17 protein-coding genes are annotated in these 24,047 nt (G+C 45.3%); 6 read left to right on the top strand and 11 right to left on the bottom strand.

The annotated features are described in order from the left end of the window. Positions 1–54 precede the first annotated feature (54 nt). From anfO to FBY58_RS01350, 7 genes are all read right to left on the bottom strand, one after another. Positions 55–756, bottom strand: a complete 702-nt coding sequence (gene anfO / locus FBY58_RS01380; protein ID WP_141919146.1) for a Fe-only nitrogenase accessory protein AnfO — start codon at positions 754–756, stop codon at positions 55–57. Positions 757–854: 98 nt separating this feature from the next. Continuing rightward, positions 855–2,243, bottom strand: coding sequence for a Fe-only nitrogenase subunit beta (gene anfK / locus FBY58_RS01375; RefSeq protein WP_141919145.1), 1,389 nt, complete (start codon positions 2,241–2,243; stop codon positions 855–857). A 15-nt stretch (positions 2,244–2,258) separates the two neighbouring features. Continuing rightward, entirely contained in the window at positions 2,259–2,612 is a 354-nt protein-coding gene (gene anfG, locus FBY58_RS01370) for a Fe-only nitrogenase subunit delta (protein ID WP_260432009.1), read from the bottom strand. Positions 2,613–2,623: 11 nt separating this feature from the next. Beyond that, positions 2,624–4,192, bottom strand: coding sequence for a nitrogenase iron-iron protein, alpha chain (gene anfD / locus FBY58_RS01365; RefSeq protein ID WP_141919144.1), 1,569 nt, complete (start codon positions 4,190–4,192; stop codon positions 2,624–2,626). Positions 4,193–4,289: 97 nt separating this feature from the next. Next, positions 4,290–5,132, bottom strand: coding sequence for a nitrogenase iron protein (nifH, locus tag FBY58_RS01360; RefSeq protein ID WP_141919143.1), 843 nt, complete (start codon positions 5,130–5,132; stop codon positions 4,290–4,292). 509 nt (positions 5,133–5,641) lie between these two features. Further along, positions 5,642–7,252 (bottom strand): sigma 54-interacting transcriptional regulator, encoded by a 1,611-nt coding sequence (locus FBY58_RS01355; RefSeq protein ID WP_141919142.1) that lies wholly within the window; start codon positions 7,250–7,252, stop codon positions 5,642–5,644. Positions 7,253–7,556: 304 nt separating this feature from the next. Further along, on the bottom strand, positions 7,557–9,455 hold the full coding sequence (locus tag FBY58_RS01350; protein WP_141919141.1) for a methyl-accepting chemotaxis protein: 1,899 nt from the start codon (positions 9,453–9,455) through the stop codon (positions 7,557–7,559). 962 nt (positions 9,456–10,417) lie between these two features. Here FBY58_RS01350 and FBY58_RS01345 point away from each other — a divergent pair. The 3 genes from FBY58_RS01345 to lexA all read left to right on the top strand — a co-directional run bounded on the left by FBY58_RS01345 (position 10,418) and on the right by lexA (position 12,874). Next, positions 10,418–11,017 (top strand): aminodeoxychorismate/anthranilate synthase component II, encoded by a 600-nt coding sequence (locus FBY58_RS01345; protein ID WP_141919140.1) that lies wholly within the window; start codon positions 10,418–10,420, stop codon positions 11,015–11,017. Positions 11,018–11,029: 12 nt separating this feature from the next. Next, a complete protein-coding gene (gene trpD, locus FBY58_RS01340) occupies positions 11,030–12,055 on the top strand; it encodes an anthranilate phosphoribosyltransferase (protein WP_141919139.1) in 1,026 nt (341 codons plus the stop codon). Positions 12,056–12,220: 165 nt separating this feature from the next. Then, positions 12,221–12,874, top strand: coding sequence for a transcriptional repressor LexA (lexA, locus tag FBY58_RS01335; RefSeq protein WP_141919138.1), 654 nt, complete (start codon positions 12,221–12,223; stop codon positions 12,872–12,874). Between the two features lie 52 nt (positions 12,875–12,926). Here lexA and prfB read toward each other — a convergent pair whose 3' ends face one another. The 4 genes from prfB to FBY58_RS09305 form a co-directional block, all read right to left on the bottom strand. Then, complete coding sequence (prfB, locus tag FBY58_RS01330; RefSeq protein ID WP_141919137.1) at positions 12,927–14,054, bottom strand: peptide chain release factor 2; 1,128 nt, start codon at positions 14,052–14,054, stop codon at positions 12,927–12,929. A 105-nt stretch (positions 14,055–14,159) separates the two neighbouring features. After that, positions 14,160–16,730 (bottom strand): penicillin-binding protein 1A, encoded by a 2,571-nt coding sequence (locus tag FBY58_RS01325; protein ID WP_409373534.1) that lies wholly within the window; start codon positions 16,728–16,730, stop codon positions 14,160–14,162. A 233-nt stretch (positions 16,731–16,963) separates the two neighbouring features. Next, positions 16,964–17,887 (bottom strand): N-acetylmuramoyl-L-alanine amidase, encoded by a 924-nt coding sequence (locus FBY58_RS01320; protein ID WP_409373542.1) that lies wholly within the window; start codon positions 17,885–17,887, stop codon positions 16,964–16,966. 20 nt (positions 17,888–17,907) lie between these two features. Further along, positions 17,908–18,066 (bottom strand): hypothetical protein, encoded by a 159-nt coding sequence (locus FBY58_RS09305; protein WP_185738163.1) that lies wholly within the window; start codon positions 18,064–18,066, stop codon positions 17,908–17,910. 424 nt (positions 18,067–18,490) lie between these two features. Here FBY58_RS09305 and FBY58_RS01310 point away from each other — a divergent pair, with 424 nt between their 5' ends. The 3 genes from FBY58_RS01310 (at position 18,491) to FBY58_RS01300 (ending at position 23,755) form a co-directional block, all read left to right on the top strand. Next, positions 18,491–21,220 (top strand): ribonuclease E/G, encoded by a 2,730-nt coding sequence (locus tag FBY58_RS01310; protein ID WP_141919135.1) that lies wholly within the window; start codon positions 18,491–18,493, stop codon positions 21,218–21,220. Positions 21,221–21,566: 346 nt separating this feature from the next. Further along, entirely contained in the window at positions 21,567–22,925 is a 1,359-nt protein-coding gene (locus FBY58_RS01305) for a M48 family metalloprotease (protein WP_141919134.1), read from the top strand. After that, positions 22,922–23,755 (top strand): DsbA family protein, encoded by an 834-nt coding sequence (locus FBY58_RS01300; protein ID WP_260432007.1) that lies wholly within the window; start codon positions 22,922–22,924, stop codon positions 23,753–23,755. Before FBY58_RS01305 ends, FBY58_RS01300 begins: the two co-directional genes overlap by 4 nt. The last annotated feature ends 292 nt before the right edge of the window (positions 23,756–24,047 follow it).

The following is a 24,047-nucleotide window of genomic DNA, read 5'->3' as shown; positions in this document are numbered from 1 at the left end:
CGTCTGTCCTTTTTGCGTTATGCGAAAGCGTATTCAGAACCAGTCAGTTTTTACTCAGGCTGGGGCATGTATCAGCGTAGCTTTTACACCCGTTTCCAACCGCTCAGAGGTCTCGATTTCAGCTTTTAAATGGAGATCATCCGTTTTTCGGGTGAACCATTTCGGCAGATGGTCACAAAGAATTTCTAACTTTCTAAAAGGAAAATCTTCCATAATCGGAATCAATATTTCGCGCGAATTAAGCGAAGGATTCTGCTTCATCACTTCAATCAGGCTCAGGGTATAATCACCCTTATCATTTGTTTTTACCAAAAACGGCGTCATATCGGGCGGACATTCACTTTTTTCCGCATCGCTATGTTTCTTTTTTCCCGTTGAACAGCAACCTTTTGAACAGTCACCCTTCAATTTTGCAATCGCGCGCGCTTCTTTCTCTTTTTGCGCGACAATATTGATTTGCTCTTCCAGCGAACCTTCTGATTTCCAGATAGAAAATCCCAGTTCATCCCGTAAAAAAACATAGGCAATGCCGTTGATATCGCCGGAAAGAAACGTCGTGCAATCTTCAAGCTTTGGCACAAGGTCTAATAAGGCTTGTCGAATACCCCCTAATGTGGTGACACCGACCAGAGAAAAGGGAATTTCTTTTTCAGCTCGCCATCTTCCATCTGAAGATTCATATAACCTGACAGAGCCTTTTTCCCGAAAAGTAGCCACTTCATCTTTGTCGTTCAGATAGACAGCTATTTTCATCATGTCCTCTTATCAAAAAGAGCATTTTAGGGCGTAAAGGTATCAGGTCATCACAACCTGACACCTTTGCCGAACGGACAATATCGCGAATTTAAAGGAATCTACCAGACGTTAAGCAGCCACTCCTTGTTCTTCTTATATTCCATGTCGGTAAAGAGAGCATTTGCCATCTGCTCTGCCAACCATTTGGCACCACCATAACCGACAATAGGATAATTATAGAGACCGGCACGATCGAAGGTTGGGAAACCAACCCGCACCATGGGAATATTATATTCCATGGAGATGAAGCGGCCTTTGGAGTGACCCAAAATCAGATCAAGCTCCAAGCCTTCATTCTTAATCCGGTTTTCCAGCTCCCAGAAATCGGCATTGGTGACGATTTCCATGTCGTAATCGACATTTTCCTGAAGCGCTTTGATGCGGGGATCTTTGGCATAACCGCCATTGTCATCACCCAACAGCAAAAGAACCGGTTTCATTTCAAGGTCGAGACAGAATTCAGCTAAGCCAATCACCATATCCGGCGCGCCATAAATAGCGACCCGTTTTTCGGCAAGGAACATATGGCTAATATCGGCAATCGCATCCAAAGCGACACCCCGTTTATAAACCAATGATTCCGGAATAGGCTTCCCTGTCATTTCTTTCAGGTTGTGGACGAAGCTGTCGGTGTTCCGAATACCGATGGGCGTTTGGCTGACGACGGACGGCACCTTGAATTTCTTTTCAAGGAAAGTCGCAGCTTTACCCCCTTCATAACGATTAAGAACAATAGTTCCCTTCGCATTGGCTGTGCCTTGCAAATCTTGGATGGTGGTTTCGCCATGACCGACCGAGTTACCAGTAGGCATGATCGGTGCGTCAAAACTTTCAATTTCGAACAACACCGTGGCATCAATATCCATATCTTTCAAAATAGATTTGATTTCGGTGACGTCCCCGGGATTGACCCATCCGGTAATCACATTAATTTTGTCTGTCGGCTCGCTTTTTTTAGCAAATTTCTTCACAAAAGCGAGGACGGCCACATCATAACCACTGATCATACTCCCGACGAAACTCGGGGTATGCACCGGCACCAAATGCACTTCACGACCAGCAAATTTTTCAGCTAACAGCTCATCTTCCAATTTGTTGATAACACCATCAATGTCATCACCAATAATTTCCGTCGAGCAAGTCGTGATAATCGGGATCACTTTGACGTCAGGATAACGGGATAAAAGCACATCGACGGCTTCTTCAACCCGATTGGTCGCTCCAAAGACGGCACCATCTTCATGGACAGACGAAGATGCAATTTCAAAGCTTTCTTTAAAATGCTGAGAAATCAGCAAACGCACGAACATCACACAACCCTGACCGCCATGCACGATACCGATGCAATCTTTCACACCGATACTGGCAAACTGGGCACCAGCAGGCTGGCAGGTAAAAATAGGATTGATTACGCCATCCCGCTCTTTAACTTTTAATTGACAGCTCATGAGGCTTTTCCCATTTTAATAGTTTTTAACGGTCAGTTCTGCATTCAAAGAAGCATCGATGGTTTGATAATCCAAACGCTCATGTAACTGGTGGATCAGCGCTTTGATTTCGTCCTTGCTCAAATCCTTCAGCCAAGGAAAATTCTTGTTAAAACCATCGACGACACATTGGGCTTCGGCGTAATAACATTTATCAGCCGGCGTCTCTTTCGAGACAGGTTCATCGCAAAGCAGTTCGGAAACCTTGGTCAGAACCCCCTCACTCTGCTTGCGGCGATCCCAACCACGGGAATTGAACTGCCACAGGCTGTTCTTCATGATAAAACTAAGCAGATCGCCGACTTTGTTTTCAATTGTTTCTTGCATCATTCTCTCTCCTGTCACTCGGCCGCAGCAGGGGCAGATTGAGATTCAAATTCGGGATATTCGCGGTCGTGAAGCTTCGAAACGCTGTCAAAACCACCTGTATATTCACGAAGCTCGGTGTTATTTTTGACTTCGTCATCCAAATCTACGTCCGAGATCATTCGACGGGTCATGAAACCCTTATCTGTCGCGAAATCGTCTTTACTGATGTCGGTAAAGGCCAATTGATGCAGCGGGGAATAGATCGCGTTATAAATATCGCGGGCGAAACGAACCCAACCTTCAAAACCTTTATAAGGGCCATTGTGATAGGCATGAGCGTTCAGATAAGGAACGCGCACTTTTTTGGCGACTTCACCAGGACGCTTACCGGTCAGGATAAGATCAGGTTTCAGCTTTTCCATGACCTCAAGCGTTTCCAGCTCATTCGGATCATCAATTGCCAAAGCCCCTTCACTACAACGTGAAATGCCTTTTTCCATATCGCCCTGATGGCCGAATTTCGTGTAGACAGAAACGATTCTGATGCCGAGATCTTCTTCCAGCGTATGCGCCCAATGCCACAGCTTGGAACCACCTGGCCACAGGCACAGCTTCTTGCCTTTCAGGCGCTCTTTATACCAGTCAAGTTCCGGCTGCCATCTGGCCACTTCTTCATCAATGATCGCCTGAGCACGGTCTTCGATGCCAAAGAACAAACCAATTTTTTTCAACGAACCAGCCAAGGCCTTAAAGCCAAAACCGTCGATATCCATACGGGGAATGCCATAGCGTGCCCGCAATTCATCGCAGATATATTCAGCCGAACGCGCACATTCCAAAACATTTAAATGGGCACGATGCATACCGCGCAGGTCATCATAAGATCCATTGCCGGTAAAGGTTGAAAGGATCTGAATACCCATGCGTTTGAAATAATCCTGCATGATCTCCTGATCACCCTGGATATTATATTCACCCACATAGTTGATGACATAATCGCTGGTAATTTCGGGTTCGACTGTGCCGACCTTGTTATTGACCCAGGCGATATTGATCTTGTGATGCCCAGCTGACTGACTTGGCCCCGCAAATCCCGGAGAATTACAGACGAAGATATCGACATCCGGCATTTCTTCCATGACATCATCACAGATTGCCTCGATATCATCCCCGATCAAGGCCGTCGCGCAGGTCTGATAAACCGTCATGCGCTTGATATCTGGGAAAGCCTTAAACGCATCGATAATATTGCTTTTAAGAAGCTTGTCCGCGCCGAAAACGATATGCTTTTCTTTCACATCGGAAGCAAAAGTATATTTCAGCTGGAAATTGTTATTATCGCTAAGATAACGTTTGGTTTGCCATGTATCATAGGTGCAACCCACCGGCCCATGGCTGATATGGATAACATCTTTCATCGGCGTACCGATAACATGCTTGGCTCCGCAATAAGCGCAGCCACGCTCCGAAATCGATCCAGGAATGGTATTGAGATATCCCTTGGGAAGGCAAGAGGTTAAATCCTCTTCTCTACCCTTAACAACGGCATGTTGCTTTCTTTCGGGAATCACCTTGCTGCAGTCAAACTCATGTAATGGCATGATCTGTTCTCCGTTCGGTGAAGCTTTTACTTATTGCAGAAGCCAAAATATTTTTATTAAAATAACGGTATTTTACATTGCCAATATTCAGCAATATTTAGTCAAGAATACCGTATTTAACGACCATCGCTTCCAGTTCATCCATGGTCATTGGTTTTGGAATGACGAACATTTTGTTTTCAAGAATCTTGCGACCCAGCTCTTTATATTCCAGAGCCTGATTCTGTTCAGGATCGAATTCAGTCACCGTTTTTTTGTTAAATTCGGCTTTCTGAACGATGTTATCGCGAGGCACAAAATGGATCATCTGGGTGCCAATGGCATTCGTGAATTCTTCTAAGAATTCTTTTTCACCATCCACATTACGGCTGTTGCAAATGATGCCACCTAACCGAACACCACTTTGCTTGGCGTATTTCACCAGACCCTTACAGATGTTGTTCGCGGCATAAATGGCCATCATTTCACCGGAAGCAACGATATAAACTTCCTGCGCCTTACCTTCACGAATAGGCATGGCGAAACCACCGCAAACAACGTCACCCAAAACGTCGAAAAAAATGAAATCCAGATCTTCGGTATAGGCGTCATTATTTTCCATCAGATCAATGGCGGTAATAACACCACGACCAGCACAACCAACGCCCGGCTCAGGGCCACCGGATTCAACACAGCGGATATCGTGGAAACCTGTTTTCATGACTTTATCCAAAGTCACATTTTCAGATCCATGATCGCGCAAGGCATCCATCACCGTTTCCTGTGGCTTACCGCCCAAGATAAGACGGGTCGAATCCGCCTTCGGATCGCAACCATGAATAAAAACTTTTTTGTCGTGGAAGAAAGCCAGAGCAGCAGCGGTATTCTGGGTGGTGGTTGATTTCCCGATTCCACCTTTGCCGTAAATGGCAACTTTACGTGTTTCCGTAGCGGTCGTCATTGTTGAAAACTCCCTTGATTGCGAGAGGCAGAGGAACCGGAAAAATGGTGAAGTTCCCAAACTGCCTTTACGAACAAGGACAATGCAACAGCCGTACCAGTTTTGAATGGCGCATCAAAAATGAGGAATAAAAATTTAAAAACGCATTAAAAATTCTTAATATTAAATTATAATTCTAAAAATTTTATAATTTAACGTCAAAATGCCGCTTTTTTCTTTTTTTAGCTAAAAATTAAAATCCAAAAATTCACGTAGCCAGATTGCGAGAAAAGATAAGCCGTCTTTAAATATGCAATATCGGTAAAAACGTAAAAATAATGCACAAATATGCATATTTTTATAATATCAAACTTTTTAAAGGGAATTATATTTTTCAAAACAGCCAAAGCATTGATTTCAAAAGATATCCCTTTTCGCTTTAAAAGAGACAAAGCGCCTTTCCAGAAAAAGGCGCTTCGCATTCATTTTATCCAGCAAGAGAAATTAGAGGATATTGCCTCAACACAAATTTATTTGGAACGGAAGGTTTTGTAGCTAATATCGTATTTTTCCATACGGACGCTTAACATCCGGCGGGTTAGCCCTAATTCTTTGGCTGCGTCCCCCATATGACCATTATGTTTTTTCAAAGCTTCAATAATCATTTTAGTTTCTATCGCCTGAATACGGGCTTCCAAGGTGATTTGACCTACTTGATCTACGCCAATTTCTTTTTCTTCTGTTTGTAAGGATGGGGGTAAATCATAGCTATGAATGGCTTTATCATCGGCAAGTATTACCGCGCGTTCAATAACATTTTCTAATTCGCGGACATTTCCGGGCCAATGATACCCCATCAACATATTCAAGGCAGGCGTTGATATCCGATTGATATTCTTACCATTCTCTTCGGCAAAAACTTTTACAAAGTGATCGGCCAAGGTAATCACGTCACTCCCTCTATCCCGTAAAGGCGGGATCATCATCGGAAACACATTCAACCGATAATATAAATCTTCTCGGAAGCTGCCTTCTTCTACCATTTTGGCTAAATCACGGTTGGTCGCCGCAATAATCCGGACATCTATCTTTATAGGCCGATTGCCTCCGACACGTTGAAAACTGCGTTCCTGTAACACCCGTAGTAATTTCGTCTGAACACTCAGGCTCAATTCGCCCACTTCGTCTAGAAAGATGGTGCCGCCATCAGCCTGCTCAAAAAAGCCCTTATGGGTTGCGATAGCCCCGGTAAAAGCTCCTTTTTCATGACCAAATAACTCGCTTTCAGCCAAGCTCTCCGGAAAAGCGGCACAGTTGGCCTTAATAAAAGGGCCATCGGCACTTGGACTATTATAATGAATAGCCGTCGCGACTAGCTCCTTACCGACCCCGCTTTCTCCTAAAATAAGCACCGTGGCCTTTGTTGCCGCAACCTTATGGATCAGCTGATAGATATCCTGCATCGGTTTGGAACAACCAATGATATTAGAAGGTTTAAACCGTTCTTTCAGGGTATTTTTAAGACGCCGATTCTCATTCTCCAGCCGAACTTTTTCAATATTTTCAAGCATATAAAGTTCAACAGCAGGTGCCATCATAGCGGCAATCATCGCCAAAAGCTGAAGATCCTGCCGCAAAAGATGGGGATTGATATAAACGCGCTCTGCTCCAATCGTTCCTAATACTTTTTGTCCTCTAATAATGGGGACACTAAAAAAGGCCGCCTTTGATCGGCCTTTTTTGGGATAGGCTTGCGTGCGGTTCAAAAAATCAGGATTCTGGATCAAACGCTTGGCAACAATGGCTTTGCCTTTTTCGACCACTTTCCCGGTAACGCCCTCGCCGACAGCATAAATGCCACGCGTTTTTTCTTCTTCGCTTAATCCAAAGCTATCATGAATAAAGATGGTATCTACATGGCGATCATAAAGGGTAATAATGCCACGTTGCATTTTAAGGTGATTTTGCATCGTATCGAGGATTACGGGAATAGAAGCCGTAAAATCCGCACTATCCACCAAAACCTGACTTATTTTATAAAGGATCGGTAAAACGGCGACCCGACATTCGCCGGTAAAACAGTGACTAAATTCTTCAAAAGAGTCGATGACATTGATTTCTAAGGTGACGGTATCATTCATATTTTTTCCGTTCCTTGCCAGTGTCATAAATAAATTCCCCCACATTCATAACTTTTGCGGGAATGTCATTTTATTCAGGGTAAATTCTTTTAGAAGAAAAGCCCAATATCGAATAAAACTACAAAAAATTTAACTATAATATACTAACAATGCATAAACTATGCCGTTTTTATACCTAAATATCCTTTTTTGAATAAAAACACAGAAGTCAGGAAAAGCAAAGAGACAATAAATATAAAAAAAAACGGGCAGGTAAAAAATTACCCACCCGCTTAGAAAGCTATTTTTTAATAGCTGGTTAAATTTAGAATTCTGACCAATCATCATCCGCCATCGGCTTTGGTGCCGGATTGGATTTAGCGGCTGATGAGGATTTAGCAGGAGAAGACTTAGCAGCACTTCTTGCAGGCGTAGACGGGCGGCTAGCTATTTTTCTGGGCGAAGCTGCCATTGCGGGATTGTTATTGAACTGCCGAGAATTGCTCAACTTAAACATCTCGACCTGTTCCATCATTCCCATAGTTTCAGCCGCAAGATTACGCGCTGCTGCGGTAGATTCTTCTACCATTGCGGCGTTCTGCTGGGTAACGCCATCCATTTCGGAAACAGCCGTATTCACTTGCTTCAGACCAACAGCTTGTTCTTCAGCCATGGTTGAGGCTTCAGTCACCTTCTGCCCGACTTCATGAATCTGGCCAACAATCCGTTCTAAGGCCTGACCGGCTTCGTTAACAAGGACAACGCCACTATCAACTTCACCAGCGCTTGCTGTAATTTTTTCTTTAACATCCTTGGCCGCTTCAGCAGACCGTTGTGCCAAAGCCCGAACTTCGGATGCGACAACTGCAAATCCCTTACCCGCATCACCAGCACGGGCAGCTTCAACCCCTGCATTCAAAGCCAACAGATTGGTTTGGAAAGCGATACCATCGATCACGCTAATGATCTGGGCGATTTCATTAGAAGAGCTTTCGATCTTGCCCATAGCCTCTGTAGCACGGCGGACAATATCGCCACTTTTTTCGGCCTCACTTTGGACTCTATCGGTGATACTTTTGGCTTCCTTGGCACCCACTGCAGCCATATCAACCGTTCTGGAAATTTCTTCCATTGCTGCTGAAGTTTCTTCCAGACTGGCTGCCTGTTGTTCAGTACGCTGTGACAGGTCATCAGAAGCTTGACGAATTTCGCTCGCACCATTTTGAATATTTTCAGCCGATTTGATGATCTGAGACATCGTCTGATCCAAGAAATTCATTGAATTATTGAAATTTTCCTGAATTTCAGAGAAGGATCCTGTCAGATTACCTTTAATACGGGTCGTTAAATCATAGCGGCGCAAGCCGTCCAAGGCCTCGCCAATGCCTGAAAACAGAGAATCGAGTTCCATCTGTTTTTGTTTTTCGGCATCCCGCATCTTGTCACGGAATATCTTCAAGGCATCAAGCAAGATGCCAATTTCATCTTCGCGCGGATCAAGGGCAACATGCACATCCATATTGCCTTCGGCCAATTCACCCAAGGCATTTGTAATAATACCCAACGGTTGAACGATTGCTTTGATAACAATATTGGCAATCAACAAGGAAATCAAAACGGCCAAAATTGTCACGATAATGGTCAAGATACGAACGTAATTATAGGAACGCTCCATATCCACGACTTTAGCGCTATTGACCTGTTTTTCGACATTTTGCAAATTGCTAAGAGCAGAAGTCGCCTGATCGAAAGCCGGTAATTCTTTCCAAAACAAATCGCGGCCTTCATTCGCCCGCCCCTGCTGAACGGCATCAAGTGTTGTCTTGTTCACAGCGACATAATTTTGCCAGTTTGCTAAAAAACGGCGCGTGGCATCGAAGACATCCTGGCTCGCTTCGCTCTGCTCCAATGAATGGATGTTGTCTTCTATCCGCCCCCGATAAACAGTCATCTCCTGACGGGCAGCTTGGATGGCCTGAGGATCGGGAACCATAACAAAACGTGTTTCAGCCGAACGATAATCTGCGGTAGCACGCGAAATATCACTCACAGACTGAGCGCGGGCTCTCTGCGCGACACCCAAATCTTTAGCTATTGATGCAAATTTCCACTGTACACGAAGTGATCCGAATCCCCCGATAATCAACAAGAGAATGGGGAGGATCATAATAAGATATGTTTTGGTAGAAACTTTCAAATTTTTTATTAAATTTGAAATACCCATAAATTCACCGTTTTTTCAAAGGAGCAGGAAAGGCGTTAGTTTATTCAAACGACATTTTTTAATTTTTCTTTACTGAAATTCGAATTTAAAGATACCAACCAGAATAGCCGCCACCCAAAGGGATGATACCCTTACGAATAGACTCAGTATTAAAATTTTATAAAATTTTTATTAACTTTCTTCGGCTTCTTAAAATTTTGTTATTTTATATTCATAAAAGGAAGTAGTGGCAACATACTCTGTATCAAATTTACAATAAAATATTGTTATATTTTTAAATTACAATGTTACACATTTGGTAATAATTGTTTTCATTTAAACAACTATAGATCACTAACCAGAAAAACAAATATATCAAGAAAATCACTAAAATTAAGGTCTAATTGAATAAATTTATAAAAATTTACATCTGTTAATTGCAAAAATCTAAAAAAGGCTTTTTTTAACATATAAATATAGCCACAAACTTCCGCCAAAATTTTTTCTTTTTCCGAGAGACGCAAAATCCACATTTCGACTTAAAAAACACAGCAGCGATATCGCTGCTCAAAAGTTAGAATTTCAGAATTTAAAAACCTTTCTCAAATACCCAATTGACCTTTTTTAAACCATTTAAAATAAATAAAAGTTTCAATAGTCATTATACTAAAAAGATGATTTATAAAATTGCAAAAAACTAAAAAGAAAAAAACGACGATAAAAACAAAAAATGACAACAAATAAGATTTAATTTGGACTAAAGCTATAAACTATATTGGATGTTTATTTTTTACATTTTAACTTTAACAATAAGTCATATTTTTTAAAAATTCATATCTATAAATTTTATAATAACATCTTCATATTTTTATCAAAAATATTTCTTATTCTGTTTCACCGAAAAGCCATAGAAGAACTATCCCTAGGATGGGAAAGCTGTGCTAGAAGATAAAAGTTAGTCCGTTTTAAAAAGTCTTTATAAGATGATCCTTGTCATTGATAATTACGATAGTTTCACATGGAATATTGTCCATTACCTCCAAGAATTAGGGGCTGAGATAGAAGTCGTCCGGAATGACGCCCTGACTGTCGAAGAAGCCATGGCAACAAATGCCGAGGCCTTTGTTATTTCACCAGGGCCCAAAACGCCTAACGAAGCGGGCATTTCTCTTGATCTGGTGGGTGCTTGTGCGACCCAGAGACGCCCTCTGCTCGGTGTTTGCTTGGGTCATCAGGCCATTGGGCAATATTTTGGCGGTTCAGTCGTCCGCGCACAGAATTTAATGCATGGTAAGACGTCTTCTATTCATCACGATGATAGCGGTCTTTTTGCGTTTTTACCCTCCCCTTTAACTGCCACGCGCTATCATTCACTGGTAGTCGATAAAAAAGATTTCCCTGCCGATCTCATCGTGAATGCATGGGATGAAGACGGAACCATTATGGGATTGCGGCATAAAACGCTTCCCATCCACGGTTTACAGTTCCATCCAGAAAGCATTGCCACCGAATTTGGACATGAAATGCTTGGCAATTTCATCAAAATTGCCCAAGAAAATAAATCCGTAATGGCGGCTGAATAATAGGGCTTTTTTATGACATCCGTTCTTCCAGATCCAACCCGTCCACTCAGCTTCGAAGAATCCGAAAAGATATTCGGAGACATCCTCGATGGCTTTTACGATAAAGACGCTATCACCCCTTTTTTGATAGGTCTTTCCAAACGGGGAGAAAGCGGGACAGAAATCGCGGGCGCAGCCAAGGCTGCGATCGAAAGAATGGTCACAGTTAAAGCCCCCGAAAACACTATTGATGTTTGCGGAACGGGTGGCGATGGTCAAAACAGCCTGAATATTTCGACAGCGGTCTCCCTCGTGGTCGCCGCGACCCATATTCCAGTCGCCAAGCATGGCAATCGCGCCTCTTCCAGCCTAGCCGGTGCGGCTGACACTTTGGAAGCACTGGGCATTAAAATAGACCTTACGCCGAAACAGGCTGAAAATTGTCTTAAAGAAACCGGTATCACCTTTCTTTTTGCCCAGACTTTTCATCCGGAATTAGCCGACATCGCGCCACTCCGCCGAAAGATTGGCCAACCGACCATTTTTAATTTGATCGGGCCTCTTGCCAATCCGGCACAGGTCTCAAGGCAACTTATCGGTTTGGCCTCGCCCCGCTATTTTGATGCCTATAGTGAAGCGATCAACCTCCTTGGTCTTGATACGGTCTTGCTCGTTTCCGGTGACGATCCGCTGGACGAAGTTTCCATCAGCAAAAGCAGCTCTGCTTTGATGATCCGGAAAAATGCCAATCCCAATAGTGGCCTACCAGAAGGCCTCATACGGATTAAACCAGCAGACGTTAATCTTGATAGCCACCCGATCAGCAGCATTCGCGGCGGCGATGCCCAATATAATGCACAAGCCTTGCTGGATCTCTTGGCGGGTAAAGCGTCTGCTTATCGGGATGCCGTTTTAATCAACGCGGCAGGTGCGCTTATTGTTGCTGAAAAATGCTGGGATTGGGATGACGGCGTTAACGTCGCATCCAATGTCATTGATAGCGGACGTGCCAGTCAAGTATTCGAAGCATGGAAAAACTTTTCCCAAAATCTCCGGTAAAATAGCCGCTAACGAATGGTTTAAAACTGTTACTCATCTATTGACAGTTAGATGGATGTTTCCTACACGTTCTGTATCTGTTCCAACAGAATAATGAAGCCTTTCTTATAAAAGACAAGGAAACACGCCCCTTCGTTAGCGGGCCTTTGACGGAAGATTGCGGCTATGCTGACGCGCAAGCAACATGATTTGCTTCTTTTTATCCACAACCGGCTCAGCGTATCAGGTATTTCACCTTCTTTTGAAGAAATGAAACTTGCCCTTGATCTCAAATCGAAATCGGGAATCCATCGCCTGATAAAAGCTTTGGAAGAACGGGGGTTTATTCGGCGGCTACCTAATCGCGCTCGGGCTTTAGAAGTTATCCGTTTGCCAGAGAATAAAACAGAAATTCAAAAAAAAATTTCGCAGGATTATACGCCTCCGAAAGCGGATAATGATGTCATTGAAATCCCGCTTCATGGCCGGATTGCTGCCGGTTTGCCGATAGAAGCCTTAGAAGGCCAATCTCATCTGGCCGTGCCTCCCAGCTATCTTGGAAGTGGCGCGCATTATGCTTTAGAAGTGGCCGGAGATTCAATGGTCGATGCCGGTATCTTTGACGGTGATTACATCATCGTTCGCCAGACTGACGAAGCCCATGAAGGCGAAATCGTGGTCGCTTTGATTGACAACAGCGATGCAACTTTGAAATATTTTCACCGTGAAGGTCGGATGGTTCGGCTTGATCCTGCCAACCGCACCTATGCACCGATGCGCTATGATGCCAGCAGAATCGGTATCCAAGGCCGGTTAGTCGGATTATTGCGGCGTTATTAAGCAAATCTTTTTAATAGCGGTTAATGCCAACCGCTATCAAAACTTCTGTTCTCTATTCTACATCTTCCACTTCAACCGTCTCGCCCGTAATCCGCTGCGCCAAAGCGGCGGCAATAAACGCATCCAGATTACCATCAAGCACATCGGATGGCGCGGTCGAGGTAACACCTGTCCGCAAATCTTTGACCAGCTGATACGGCTGCAAGACATAAGAGCGGATCTGATGTCCCCATCCAATTTCACTCTTGGCCGCATAGCCAGCACTGGCTTCAGCTTCACGTATTTGCAATTCACGCTCATAAAGACGCGCCTTTAATTGCTTCATCGCTTCGGCGCGGTTCTTATGTTGGGAACGCTGATTCTGGCAGGCAACCACAATACCGGTTGGCATATGCGTAATACGAACAGCAGAATCCGTCGTATTCACATGCTGTCCACCGGCACCGGATGAACGATAGGTATCAATCTTCAGATCTTTATCTAAAACCTCGATATCAATATCGTCATCGACCACTGGATAAACTGCAACCGAAGCAAAGCTCGTGTGACGGCGCGCATTACTATCAAAAGGTGAAATCCGCACTAAACGATGGACACCATTTTCGGTTTTGGCATAACCATAGGCGCTTTCGCCTTTTACCAGCAGCGTCGCTGATTTGATACCGGCCTGCTCTCCGGCATGATAGTCAACCAATTCGACCTTAAAGCCTTGCCGTTCAGCCCAACGCTGATACATCCGGCTCAACATTTCTGCCCAATCCTGACTTTCCGTTCCGCCAGCACCCGCATTGACTTCGATATAAGTATCGTTGCCGTCGGCTTCTCCAGAAAGCAAAGCCTTCACTTTGTCGCGATCAGCGCGCTCCGCCAAAGTTTTCAAAGCAGAAATGGCATCTTGCACCATTTCTTCTTCGCCTTCGGCTTCCGCCATTTCGATCAGCTCGATATTTTCCTGAAGCTCTGTTGCAATAGCACGGGTGGCTGCAATGGATTCATCCAGCCGCCCCCTCTCGCGCATAACTTCCTGTGCAGCGCGGGCATCATCCCATAAAGTAGGATCTTCGACACGGGCGTTCAGTTCATCCAGCCGCCGCAAGGCTCTATCCCAGTCGAGAAAGCGCCTGAGAAGCGCCAAAGATTCTTGGATATGGTCGACATGGGCTTGCGCTTCGGCGCGCATAATCATCCCTTTCTGAATGAGAAAAACAGCCTATCAAAAAAAGGCCGGTCAAAATAAAATGGTCGGATCAGATAAAAAGCCTGACTAGCTAGGCTTCTAATAGATTTAGCCTCTCTTCTGCAAGCTACTGCTATCATTTGAATGCGGAAGATCGGCCGGTGCCGCCGATGGTGCAGGCTTCGCTGCATCTGGATGCGGCGTATTATCACCCGTATTGTTGACAGCTGGTGCCGCGACAGCCGGACGGTAAAAACTCCGATGCGGCTCGTTATCCGGCTTGAATGCTTCCCATATAATCGGACTCATTGGGTCAGCCGGATTAAAGGGGGGGGACCCATAAATACGCATGCCGGAATAACGGTCGATCTTCACCATGTGGATATTGGGTGCCACGGGGAAAGGCTTTACCGGCATATCAACCATTGTTCGCTGTGCGAATTGTTTAAAAATCGGGGCAGCCACCGTTCCCCCCTGCGCACTATGCCCCATTGAACGGGGACGGTCATAACCAACATATAAACCAGCCACCAAATCGGCAGACCCCCCAACAAACCAGACATTGGTCGGCCCCGTCGAAGTACCCGTTTTCCCAAACATTGGACGTCCTAAATCACGCAATTTTGCCGCCGTTCCTCGCTGAACAACACCTTCCAGAATATGGAGCATTTGATAGGAAGTCATCGGATTGATCGCCTGCTCGGCGGTATGATGAGGCCGTGGCATAGGCCGTCCATCCCATTCTGGCATGTTACAGCCCGTGCATATTCGATCATCCGATTTATAAATGACCTTACCATTCCGGTCTTGGACATAGTCAATCAAGGAAGGATGTAATCGCCGTCCCTGATTAGCTAACATCGAATAGCCATTGGTCAAACGCATAACCGTCGTATTACCGGCACCCAAAGCAATACCCAAAACGGCCGGATACGGATGTCCGGGCGGATTGATCTCGGCTTTTTCAGCCATTTTAACAATATGCGGCATACCCGTCTGGGCAGCAGCTCTCACCGTCATCAAATTTCGAGATTGCTCAACACCCCAACGCATAGTCTGCGGGCCCGAATATCCACCGGAAAAATTGCGAAAGCATTTCATGCCCAAACGAGCGGATTGGTAAACGCAAAAAGGGCCATCAACAATAATAGATGCCGGTGTCATGCCATGATCTAATGCGGCGGCATAAACAAAAGGCTTGAAGGTTGAACCGGGCTGTCTTTCTGCTTGGGTTGCGCGGTTAAAATCACCGTTTCGGTAATCAAATCCGCCCTGCATCGCCAATACACGACCCGTATGCGGATCTTCAACGACCATACCGCCAGAAACAGAAGGCAAACTACGCAATATCCAAAAATTATCGATTTTCTTAACGATGATAATGTCACCGGCATGAATAAATCGCCATGCCGAAGTCTCGGTATCATGACGGGGCATCGCCGCCCCCCAAGGATAAAGAAAATCCTCCTGTCCATCAGCAAAGCCAATTTTGGCACGGGTATTTTCTTTTTCAAGAACAACGGCGGCATACCAATCGGCATATCCTGTGCCGATATCCGCTGCAATCAATCGCTCCTGCCAACCTTCTTCTGGATCAATATTTCCGACACGACCATTCCAGCCATGATCTCGTTCGAAACGGACAAAACCATCTCGCAAAGCTGTTTCTGCGGAATCCTGAATAACCGGATCAAAAGAGGTTCTGACCCATAATCCGCCGGAATAGACATTATTTTCGCCATCTTTGGTGGTTTCACCAAAACGGCTAATCAATTCTCGTCTCACTTCTTCCAGAAAATAACCGCCTTTGACCGGTGGCTTCGCGACAAGATGCGGTTTGATAACCCCTAAAGGCGTGTGGCTAGCCGCTGTATATTGCGCCGCCGAAATATATCCATTCAACATCATCTGATGCAACACATAGGCGCGCCGTCCCAAGGCACGCTCCATATAACGTTCAGGCGTGTAATTGGAGGGCGCTTTTGGCAAAATCGCCAAAAATGCGGATTCCGGCAAAGAAAGCTCTTTTACATTTTTACCAAAATAGGCTTTGGCCGCCGCACTGACGCCATAAGCATTCCGTCCCAGAAAAATCTGATTGAGGTAAATTTCTAAAATCTGGCGCTTATTCAAAAGATGCTCGATCTGAAAAGCCAGAATAGCTTCCTTAACCTTTCGACTAGGCGAATATTCGTCCCCCACAAGAAGATTTTTTGCCACCTGCTGGGTAATAGTTGAACCGCCATGCGCGCGCTCACCGCTGCCCATTTTGGTAAAATATTCGTAGACCGCTTTTAAAAAAGCCGTTCCGTTAATCCCGTGATGTGAAAAAAATGATTTATCCTCAGCGGACAGAAACGCCTGAATAACCACCGGAGGAAAATCTTCGTAATTGAGCTTTTCTCGGTGTTCGCGGACAAAATGACCAAACGGCATCCCGTTCCCGTCGCGCACAACCGCAGGCAAAGGCAAATGATAGTCGGCAAGCATTTCGACCGATGGCAAATCCTTGATAAAATACCGCCAGAATAAAAAGCCCGAAAAAGAACAGCCAACAATAAATAGCAGAAAAAAAGATCGCAGAATTTTCCCATGCCAAAATCGTTTCAAAGACATAATGCGTGGTTTCTGGTCTTTATGATTAAATGTTATCCCCCCCGTTATCAGGGGTTCAGACATTATTAAATTCCTGATGAGGCACAATATTCAGATATATCTTTTCAGAAAAATGAAAATAATATCCCAGCCAGAAAGAAGCAAAAACCTTTTTCAACAAAAGATAATATCGACTATCTATTTCTTTGTTGCTGTTGGTATCTGCCATATCCGCCCGTTTACCTTATTTTAAAAACGACATAGAAAAAACTGTTTTTTAGACCATATTTGATATTATCGTTTTATTTTTCCTGTCGTTATTTTTTCTGCCTGTCCGATTTTAAATCGGATCTTTCCGCCAGACGTGCCAAGCGGCGGGCAAAATAAATTTCAATCGCCCGACGAACCCCCAAAGCCAAATTTTCCCGATATCCACGGGAAAAAAGCTGCGCGGCCTCGGCCGGATTGGAAATATAACCGGTCTCCATAAGAACAGAAGGCACATCCGGTGCTTTTAAAACGACAAAGCCTGCAAAGCGATGATAATGACTACGAAAAGGGATTCGACCCTGCAATTCTCTTTGTAAAAGCGACGCAAAAGACACAGAGGCATTCATCGTTTCACGACGGGTCAGATCGTAAAGAATGGATTTTACTTCGCTATTTTGGTTTCTAAGCTCTCTTGAACCCGAAATATCGACCTGATTTTCTCTCGCCGCTAGGCGCGCGGCAATTTTATCAGACGCCACCTCTGACAAGGTATAAATCGTCGCCCCATGCGGATTGCCCGCCGCCGCACTATCCGCATGAACAGAAATAAATAAATCAGCATTCATTCGCCGCCCGATTTCTCGACGGGAAACCAAAGGCAAAAAATGATCATCTTCACGGGTCAAAGCAACCCGCACCCGCCCCGACTTGATCAGCGCATCACGAATAGCCAAGCCGATTGCCAAGGTCACATCTTTTTCATGAAGGCGACCATCGCGAGAAGACGAGCCGGGATCATGTCCTCCATGACCGGGATCAATCAAAACCAAAGGTCGACCAGAAACACGCGCCCCGTATATATGCGGCAGACTTGAAATAGCAGGGGATGATTCACGGGCAATCGGTATCCGAACCGCTTTCGCCATAGGCATCACGGCAGCAAAAGCCCCGTCAGATACAAAAAACAGAAAAAAGATAATCAGACTAAACTGTTTTTTCCTAAAAAATTTCAGCTTAAAATCCTTTGCAATATCTTCAAGATATTTAACAATCACAGCCCACCATCTGTAAAAAAGGGTCTTTTTTCTTTTCGGATGCGCCATTTTAACCGATTACCCTTGTTAGAAGGACTGTGACCAGCCAGAAAAACAACGATTTTTAAAAAAACATCTTCATAGCGCAAGCTATTGATATTTATATTTCTCCCCATAAAGGATAAGCTCCTTCCCTAAGTTGAAAAGCGACCATTGCGTCTGGCGTAAAGCGATGGTAGCGAATCAATGAAGAGAACAGGAAAAATTTGGTTCGAAAAAACCGGAATCGCTTCTGCCTCTCGCGTTTACAATTTTATTTAACCATATCTATTTGTGTTTCCGGATTGAAAGCATAGATGCACGCCGCTGTTTTAAGCCTGCCCCATTCCGATAAGGCAGGGCCCGCTGCAGCTACCACACTCCGCGCTTGTTACAGCGCCGATGATAGCCGCGCGGCCTCTCAGTGCTGTTGTTCATGGCTGACCACAAGGTCAGCGCTAGATCCTGTTTCCCAGATTACGACACTGTTTTTAGATATATTATTATTACTCGCGCGCCCTTTATTACTAAATAATTGTGCAGCGCGACGGAGATTTTTGAATGACTCTTACTAAAATGTTGATTGACGCCCGTCACCGGGAAGAAACCCGGGTCGCCGTCATCAAAGGAAACCGTATTGAAGAATTTGATTTTGAATCGGCTGACCGTCGCCAATTAAAAGGCAATATCTATCTGGCAAAAGTTACCCGTGTAGAACCTTCTCTACAGGCTGCTTTCGTCGATTATGGTGGCAATCGTCAGGGTTTCCTCGCTTTTTCTGAAATTCACCCCGACTATTATCAAATTCCTCGGGAAGACCGCGAAGCCCTTCTTCGTGAAGAAGAAGAATATTCCGCGCATCACAACAGACAGCAGGAAAGCGAAGACGAAGACGACAATGAAGAACTGTCGGATTCCGAAACGATCCGTAATGACGCCAATGACGATAGCCTCGAAAATCTGAGAAGCCGTCGGCGTCACTTCGGGCGGCATCATTATCGGATTCAGGATGTCATCCGTCGGCGGCAGGTATTGCTGGTTCAGGTCGTAAAAGAAGAACGCGGTAACAAGGGTGCCGCCCTTACGACTTATCTGTCTTTGGCCGGTCGCTATTGTGTTTTAATGCCCAATACCAGTAATGGTGGCGGTATTTCCCGCAAAATTTCTAATCTGGCCGATCGTAAAAGATTAAAGACCATCATGGCAGAACTTAATCTGCCGAGCTCAATGGGCTGCATCGTCAGAACAGCCGGATTGCAGCGGACAAAAACCGAAATAAAACGCGATTTCGATTACCTTGCCCGCTTATGGGATGAAATCCGCGATAAAACCCTACTTTCCCAAGCGCCGGCCCTTATCTACGGTGACAGCGATCTGGTAAAGCGGGCTATCCGCGATATCTACAGCCGTGAAATCGACGAAATTCTGGTCGAAGGTGACGACGGCTATCGGGCAGCGCGCAATTTCATGAAGTTGCTGATGCCAAGCCATGTCCGGAAAGTGCATCCTTATGCTGATCCGGCACCGTTGTTCCAACGATTTGGCGTCGAAGCTCAGCTGAATGCGATGTATCAGCCTATCGTTCAGTTAAAATCGGGCGGTTATCTGGTTATCAACCCGACCGAAGCCTTGGTTTCGATTGATATTAACTCGGGACGCTCCACCCGCGAACATAATATCGAACAAACGGCAACGGCTACCAATCTGGAAGCAGCGGCGGAAATCGCAAGACAGCTCAGATTGCGTGATATGGCCGGATTGGTCGTCATCGATTTTATCGACATGGAATCCAATTCCAATGTCCGCCGCGTTGAAAAGGCGATGAAAGACGCCCTGAAACATGACCGCGCCCGTATTCAGGTCGGCCATATTTCAAGTTTTGGTCTGATGGAAATGAGCCGCCAGCGGTTAAGAACCGGTATGCTCGAGGCTTCAACCGTCCCTTGCCCACATTGTCAGGGTTCTGGCTTGATGCTGACGACGCCTTCTGCTGGACTGATGGCCTTGCGGATGATCGAAGACGAAGCCTCCCGTGGCAATGGCAGCCAGATTCACGTTCTGACATCGCTCGATTCTGCTATTTATGTTCTCAATAAAAAACGGAAAGAATTGGGTAGCATTGAAACCCTTTATGGCGTCACCGTTCTTATTGACGGCGATCCGCTCCGTGGAAACAATCAGATATCGGTCGAATCTGCTGGACCTCCACCCAGCCACGGCTTGATGCTGCCGCCACCTTTGCCAACGTCATCCTCTTCACCGGATGAAATCGACGACTATGAAGAAGAGCCAGAGATTGAAGAAATCGAGGCTGAAGAAGTCATAGAAGCGCCTTTCCGTCGCAATCATCGCCAGAATATGGCTCGACGCAATTCGAGCTATAATAACGAGGTTGCCATTCAGGATAACCGTCGGATCGAACCGAAGGAAGCTTTGCAGGCATTCCCTGAAGCCGAAGAAGAAACCACTGGTCACGAAGACGATAGCGAACATAGCCGCCGGAACCGCCGCAGTCGGCGTGGCAGACGGGGTGGTCGTCGTCGTAACAGCGACAATGTCGCTGAAAAGCCGTTGATGCTCGGTTCTGAATCTTCGGAAAAGGCACCCGCGAACGACAGCACGGCTATCGCTGGTAACCACTATGATGCTCCAAAGGCATTGGTCGCCCCAGAAACCGAAGAGACGGCCTTTTCGGTTGAGGAAGCCGCTGATGGCGAAGCCAAAAGCGCCCGCACAAATCGGACAAGACGCCGTCCTCGTGCAAGATCACCCAAGCTGGAAAATGAAAGCTATCAGACTCCAGCCGTGCTTCATGAAGAAGTTGCTCCGACCGAAGTAACCGTCGCTGAAGTGAAAAACGAAGCACCGGTTACCGAAATGGCAGTTAAGGCCGCTGAACCCGCTCCTGCTGAAAATGAAAAGGCAGAAGAAACCAAGCCGAAACGGGTCAGAAAACGGACAACGACAACCCGTCGTAAAAAACCGGAACCGAAAGCCGATGTAGAGGCCGAAAATTCTGAAACCCCTGAAGCTGAAACGGAAGTCAAACGTCCGGCCAAAAGACGGACAAGATCATCCAAGACAGCCGCTGCGAAAAAAGCCGAAGCAAGCAGCGAAGCACAGCCAGAGGTAAAAGCGGCTGAACCCAAAGCGGTTGAGAAAGTCGAAGAAAAACCGGCAGCTGCTCCCATGGTCAAAGCGCCGGATAATACAGCCGCAACCGATACCAGCGGTGATGCTGTAAAACCGGCACCTCGTCGTGGTTGGTGGCAACGGACATTCGGTGAATAAAACCATTTTTATGGTCTGAATAAAGAGCAGGGCATCACCACCCTGCTCTTTTTGTTCATACCCATAATAAAAACATCTTTTTGCTAATAAAAAAACAAAAAGAAAAACTAAAAATATTGTTAATTAATCAAAAAACAGAATAGCATTTGCAAAAAATTTGAAAATTAATTTTAAATTACTATAGATATCATCATTAGAAATTTATTAAGCAAAGTAATAAGTCACTATCGGAATTTATAAAAAATATTTATCAAACTTTTATCCATTCCGGTCGTTATCTTATGAATAAGCGCTTATATCTGGGTGTAGAATCTGTTTTTTTAGCTATCAGGGTTCCGTTTTTTTCATGATACGCCGCTTCTGGCTCTTCATATCTTGTCTCATGGTCAGCTTTACGCTGATTCAATCTGCGGCCTTTGCACAGGAAATTCTCCAAGATGCTGAAACCGATGCCCTTTTAAAAAAGGCATTGTCTCCCCTTGTTGCCGCAACCGGATTACGGGATGTCAAAATCCTGATCGTCAATGATTCCGAAATCAACGCCTTCGTTGCAGGCGGACAGATGGTTTTTATTAATTCCGGCACAATCATGGCTGCGGATAATATTAACCAGATTCAAGGCGTGGTGGCGCATGAATTAGGACATGTCACGGCTGGCCATGTCGTCAACACTGCCGGTATTAACGAAGCTGGACGCATAAGCTTGGCTGCCATGCTGCTACAAGCCGTTTTGGTACCTCTCTCGGCCATTGTTCCAGCCGCAGGTGTCATTGGTACCATGCTGGGCGGCATCGGCAGTCAGGTCGCTGTCCAGCATTATCTCAGCTATACCCGCACACAGGAAGCCAGCGCCGATGCAGCAGCGGTAAAATTCCTGAAACGCGCGGATATTTCCGGCCATGGACTGCTTGAATTTTTCGGCAAGATCAGAAAGCTGGAATATCGTTCTATGTCGGCGGATTCCGATGGCAGTTTTGCAGGCGACCATCCCATGACTGCCGATCGTGAAATGATGCTGCGGGGCGATCTCGAAAATCTGCCTTCATGGAACCGCCCCATCGACCCACAGCTACAACAAGCTTTCCTTCGCGTCAGAGCCAAGCTTATCGGTTATATTTCTGACCCGAATGAGGTGCTAAAATCCTATCCGGATGATCCCCATAATATCCCTGATCTTTATGCCCGTGCTTATGCATGGCATCGCTTATCCTATTTTACCCAGTCAATGGATGAAGTGCAAAAACTGCTCACCCTCATCCCGAAAGACCCTTATTTTCTAGAGCTAAAAGGCCAGATTTTACTTGAATCCGGCCATCCTGATGAGGCATTAGCCCCTTACAGGGAAGCCACCGAAATTTCACAGTCGCCTCTTATCGCTGCCTCTTTTGGTCATGCATTGATGGCCACTGAAGATCCTGCCAATTATGCTGAAGCTAAAAAAGTCCTGACGCTTGCCGTTGATCGGGAAGAAGATAATCCTTTGGCATGGTTTGTCCTCGGCATAATTTACGATCGTGAAGGTGATGTGGCGCGTATGAATCTCGCAACGGCCGAACGCTACAGCCTCAGCGGACAAACAACCTTGGCAATGGATGCGGCTGACGTTGCGTTAAAAGGCCTCGATCCGAATAGCACCGAATGGCGTCGTGCCAATGATATCGCCGTAACCGCTCGTCAGGCGTTAGAAAAAAAGAAAAAGAAATGACCGATCCGATATCGGTCTCTGCACAGGAAAGCCCCAATATGCCTGATACCCCGAACCAAGAAGAGGAAGTAAGAGTGGAAAATAAAAGTGGCTGTAAGAAAAACCATCTCTGCTCGGTTCTGGCGGGTGCCGTCGGTGGCGGAATCATTATGCTGGGCTATATGTTATGCAGCGGCATGATCACGGGAAATTCGGTAGAAAAATCCGGCGAAAGCGTGCGGCTTTATCTTTTAGAACACCCTGAAATTATTCCACAGGCCATGGAAGCCTTACAACAGCGTGAAACTGACAAGCTGGTTTCCCAAAACAGAACTGCCTTGGAAACGCCTTTTGCAGGTGCATGGGATGGCGCAGAAAAAGGCCATGTGACGGTTGTCGAATTTTCAGATTATGCTTGTGGTTTCTGCCGCAAAGCCAATGGCGATCTGAACCGCCTTTTGGCAGAAGATAAAGATGTTCGTCTGGTTATACGGCAATTGCCTATTTTAGGGCCCGACAGCGAGATTGCTGCCAGAACAGGATTAGCCATTGCAAAAACCAGCAATAAATTCAGTGAATTTCATCATCAGATTTATAACAGCAAGCATCTTTCTGCCGAGGTGATTGTCGATATCGTCAAATCACTGGGACTTAATCCTCAAGAGATCGCAAAAGAAAGCAGCAGCCCCGCCATCACGCAAGAAATTACCAGAAATATTCTGCTGGCAAGGGAATTAGGACTCACTGGCACCCCTGCTTTTATTATCGGTGACAAGGTCTTTTCTGGCGTCGCTGACTATGCTGCGTTAAAAGATGCCGTTACTAAGGCACGCAAAAAAGCGCAAAAATAATATTTTTCAGACAGAATAAATATTTGTTATTATTCTATTCTGACGCTGGATAGCTAATATGGAGATATCACTCCGCAAAAAGGAGTGATATATATATTTTAAAAATACCCCATATATAACATATCCATATCAATTTCATTTCTTTAAAAAAATAAAATTATTTTTTTTAGAAAAAAATTGATCAGAATAATAGTCTGACAAAATATCTTTTTTAAAGCCTTCCCATCTAAATAATAAAATGATACCAATATTTCGAAATAGGGGGAATTTCTTAAGAAAAACCTTTTTTATA

The sequence above is a fragment of the Zymomonas mobilis genome, from assembly GCF_006715975.1.
Classification (GTDB): domain Bacteria; phylum Pseudomonadota; class Alphaproteobacteria; order Sphingomonadales; family Sphingomonadaceae; genus Zymomonas; species Zymomonas mobilis_B.
Note: the sequence above shows the minus strand (reverse complement) of the source record. Positions and strands in the feature narration are given on the sequence as shown.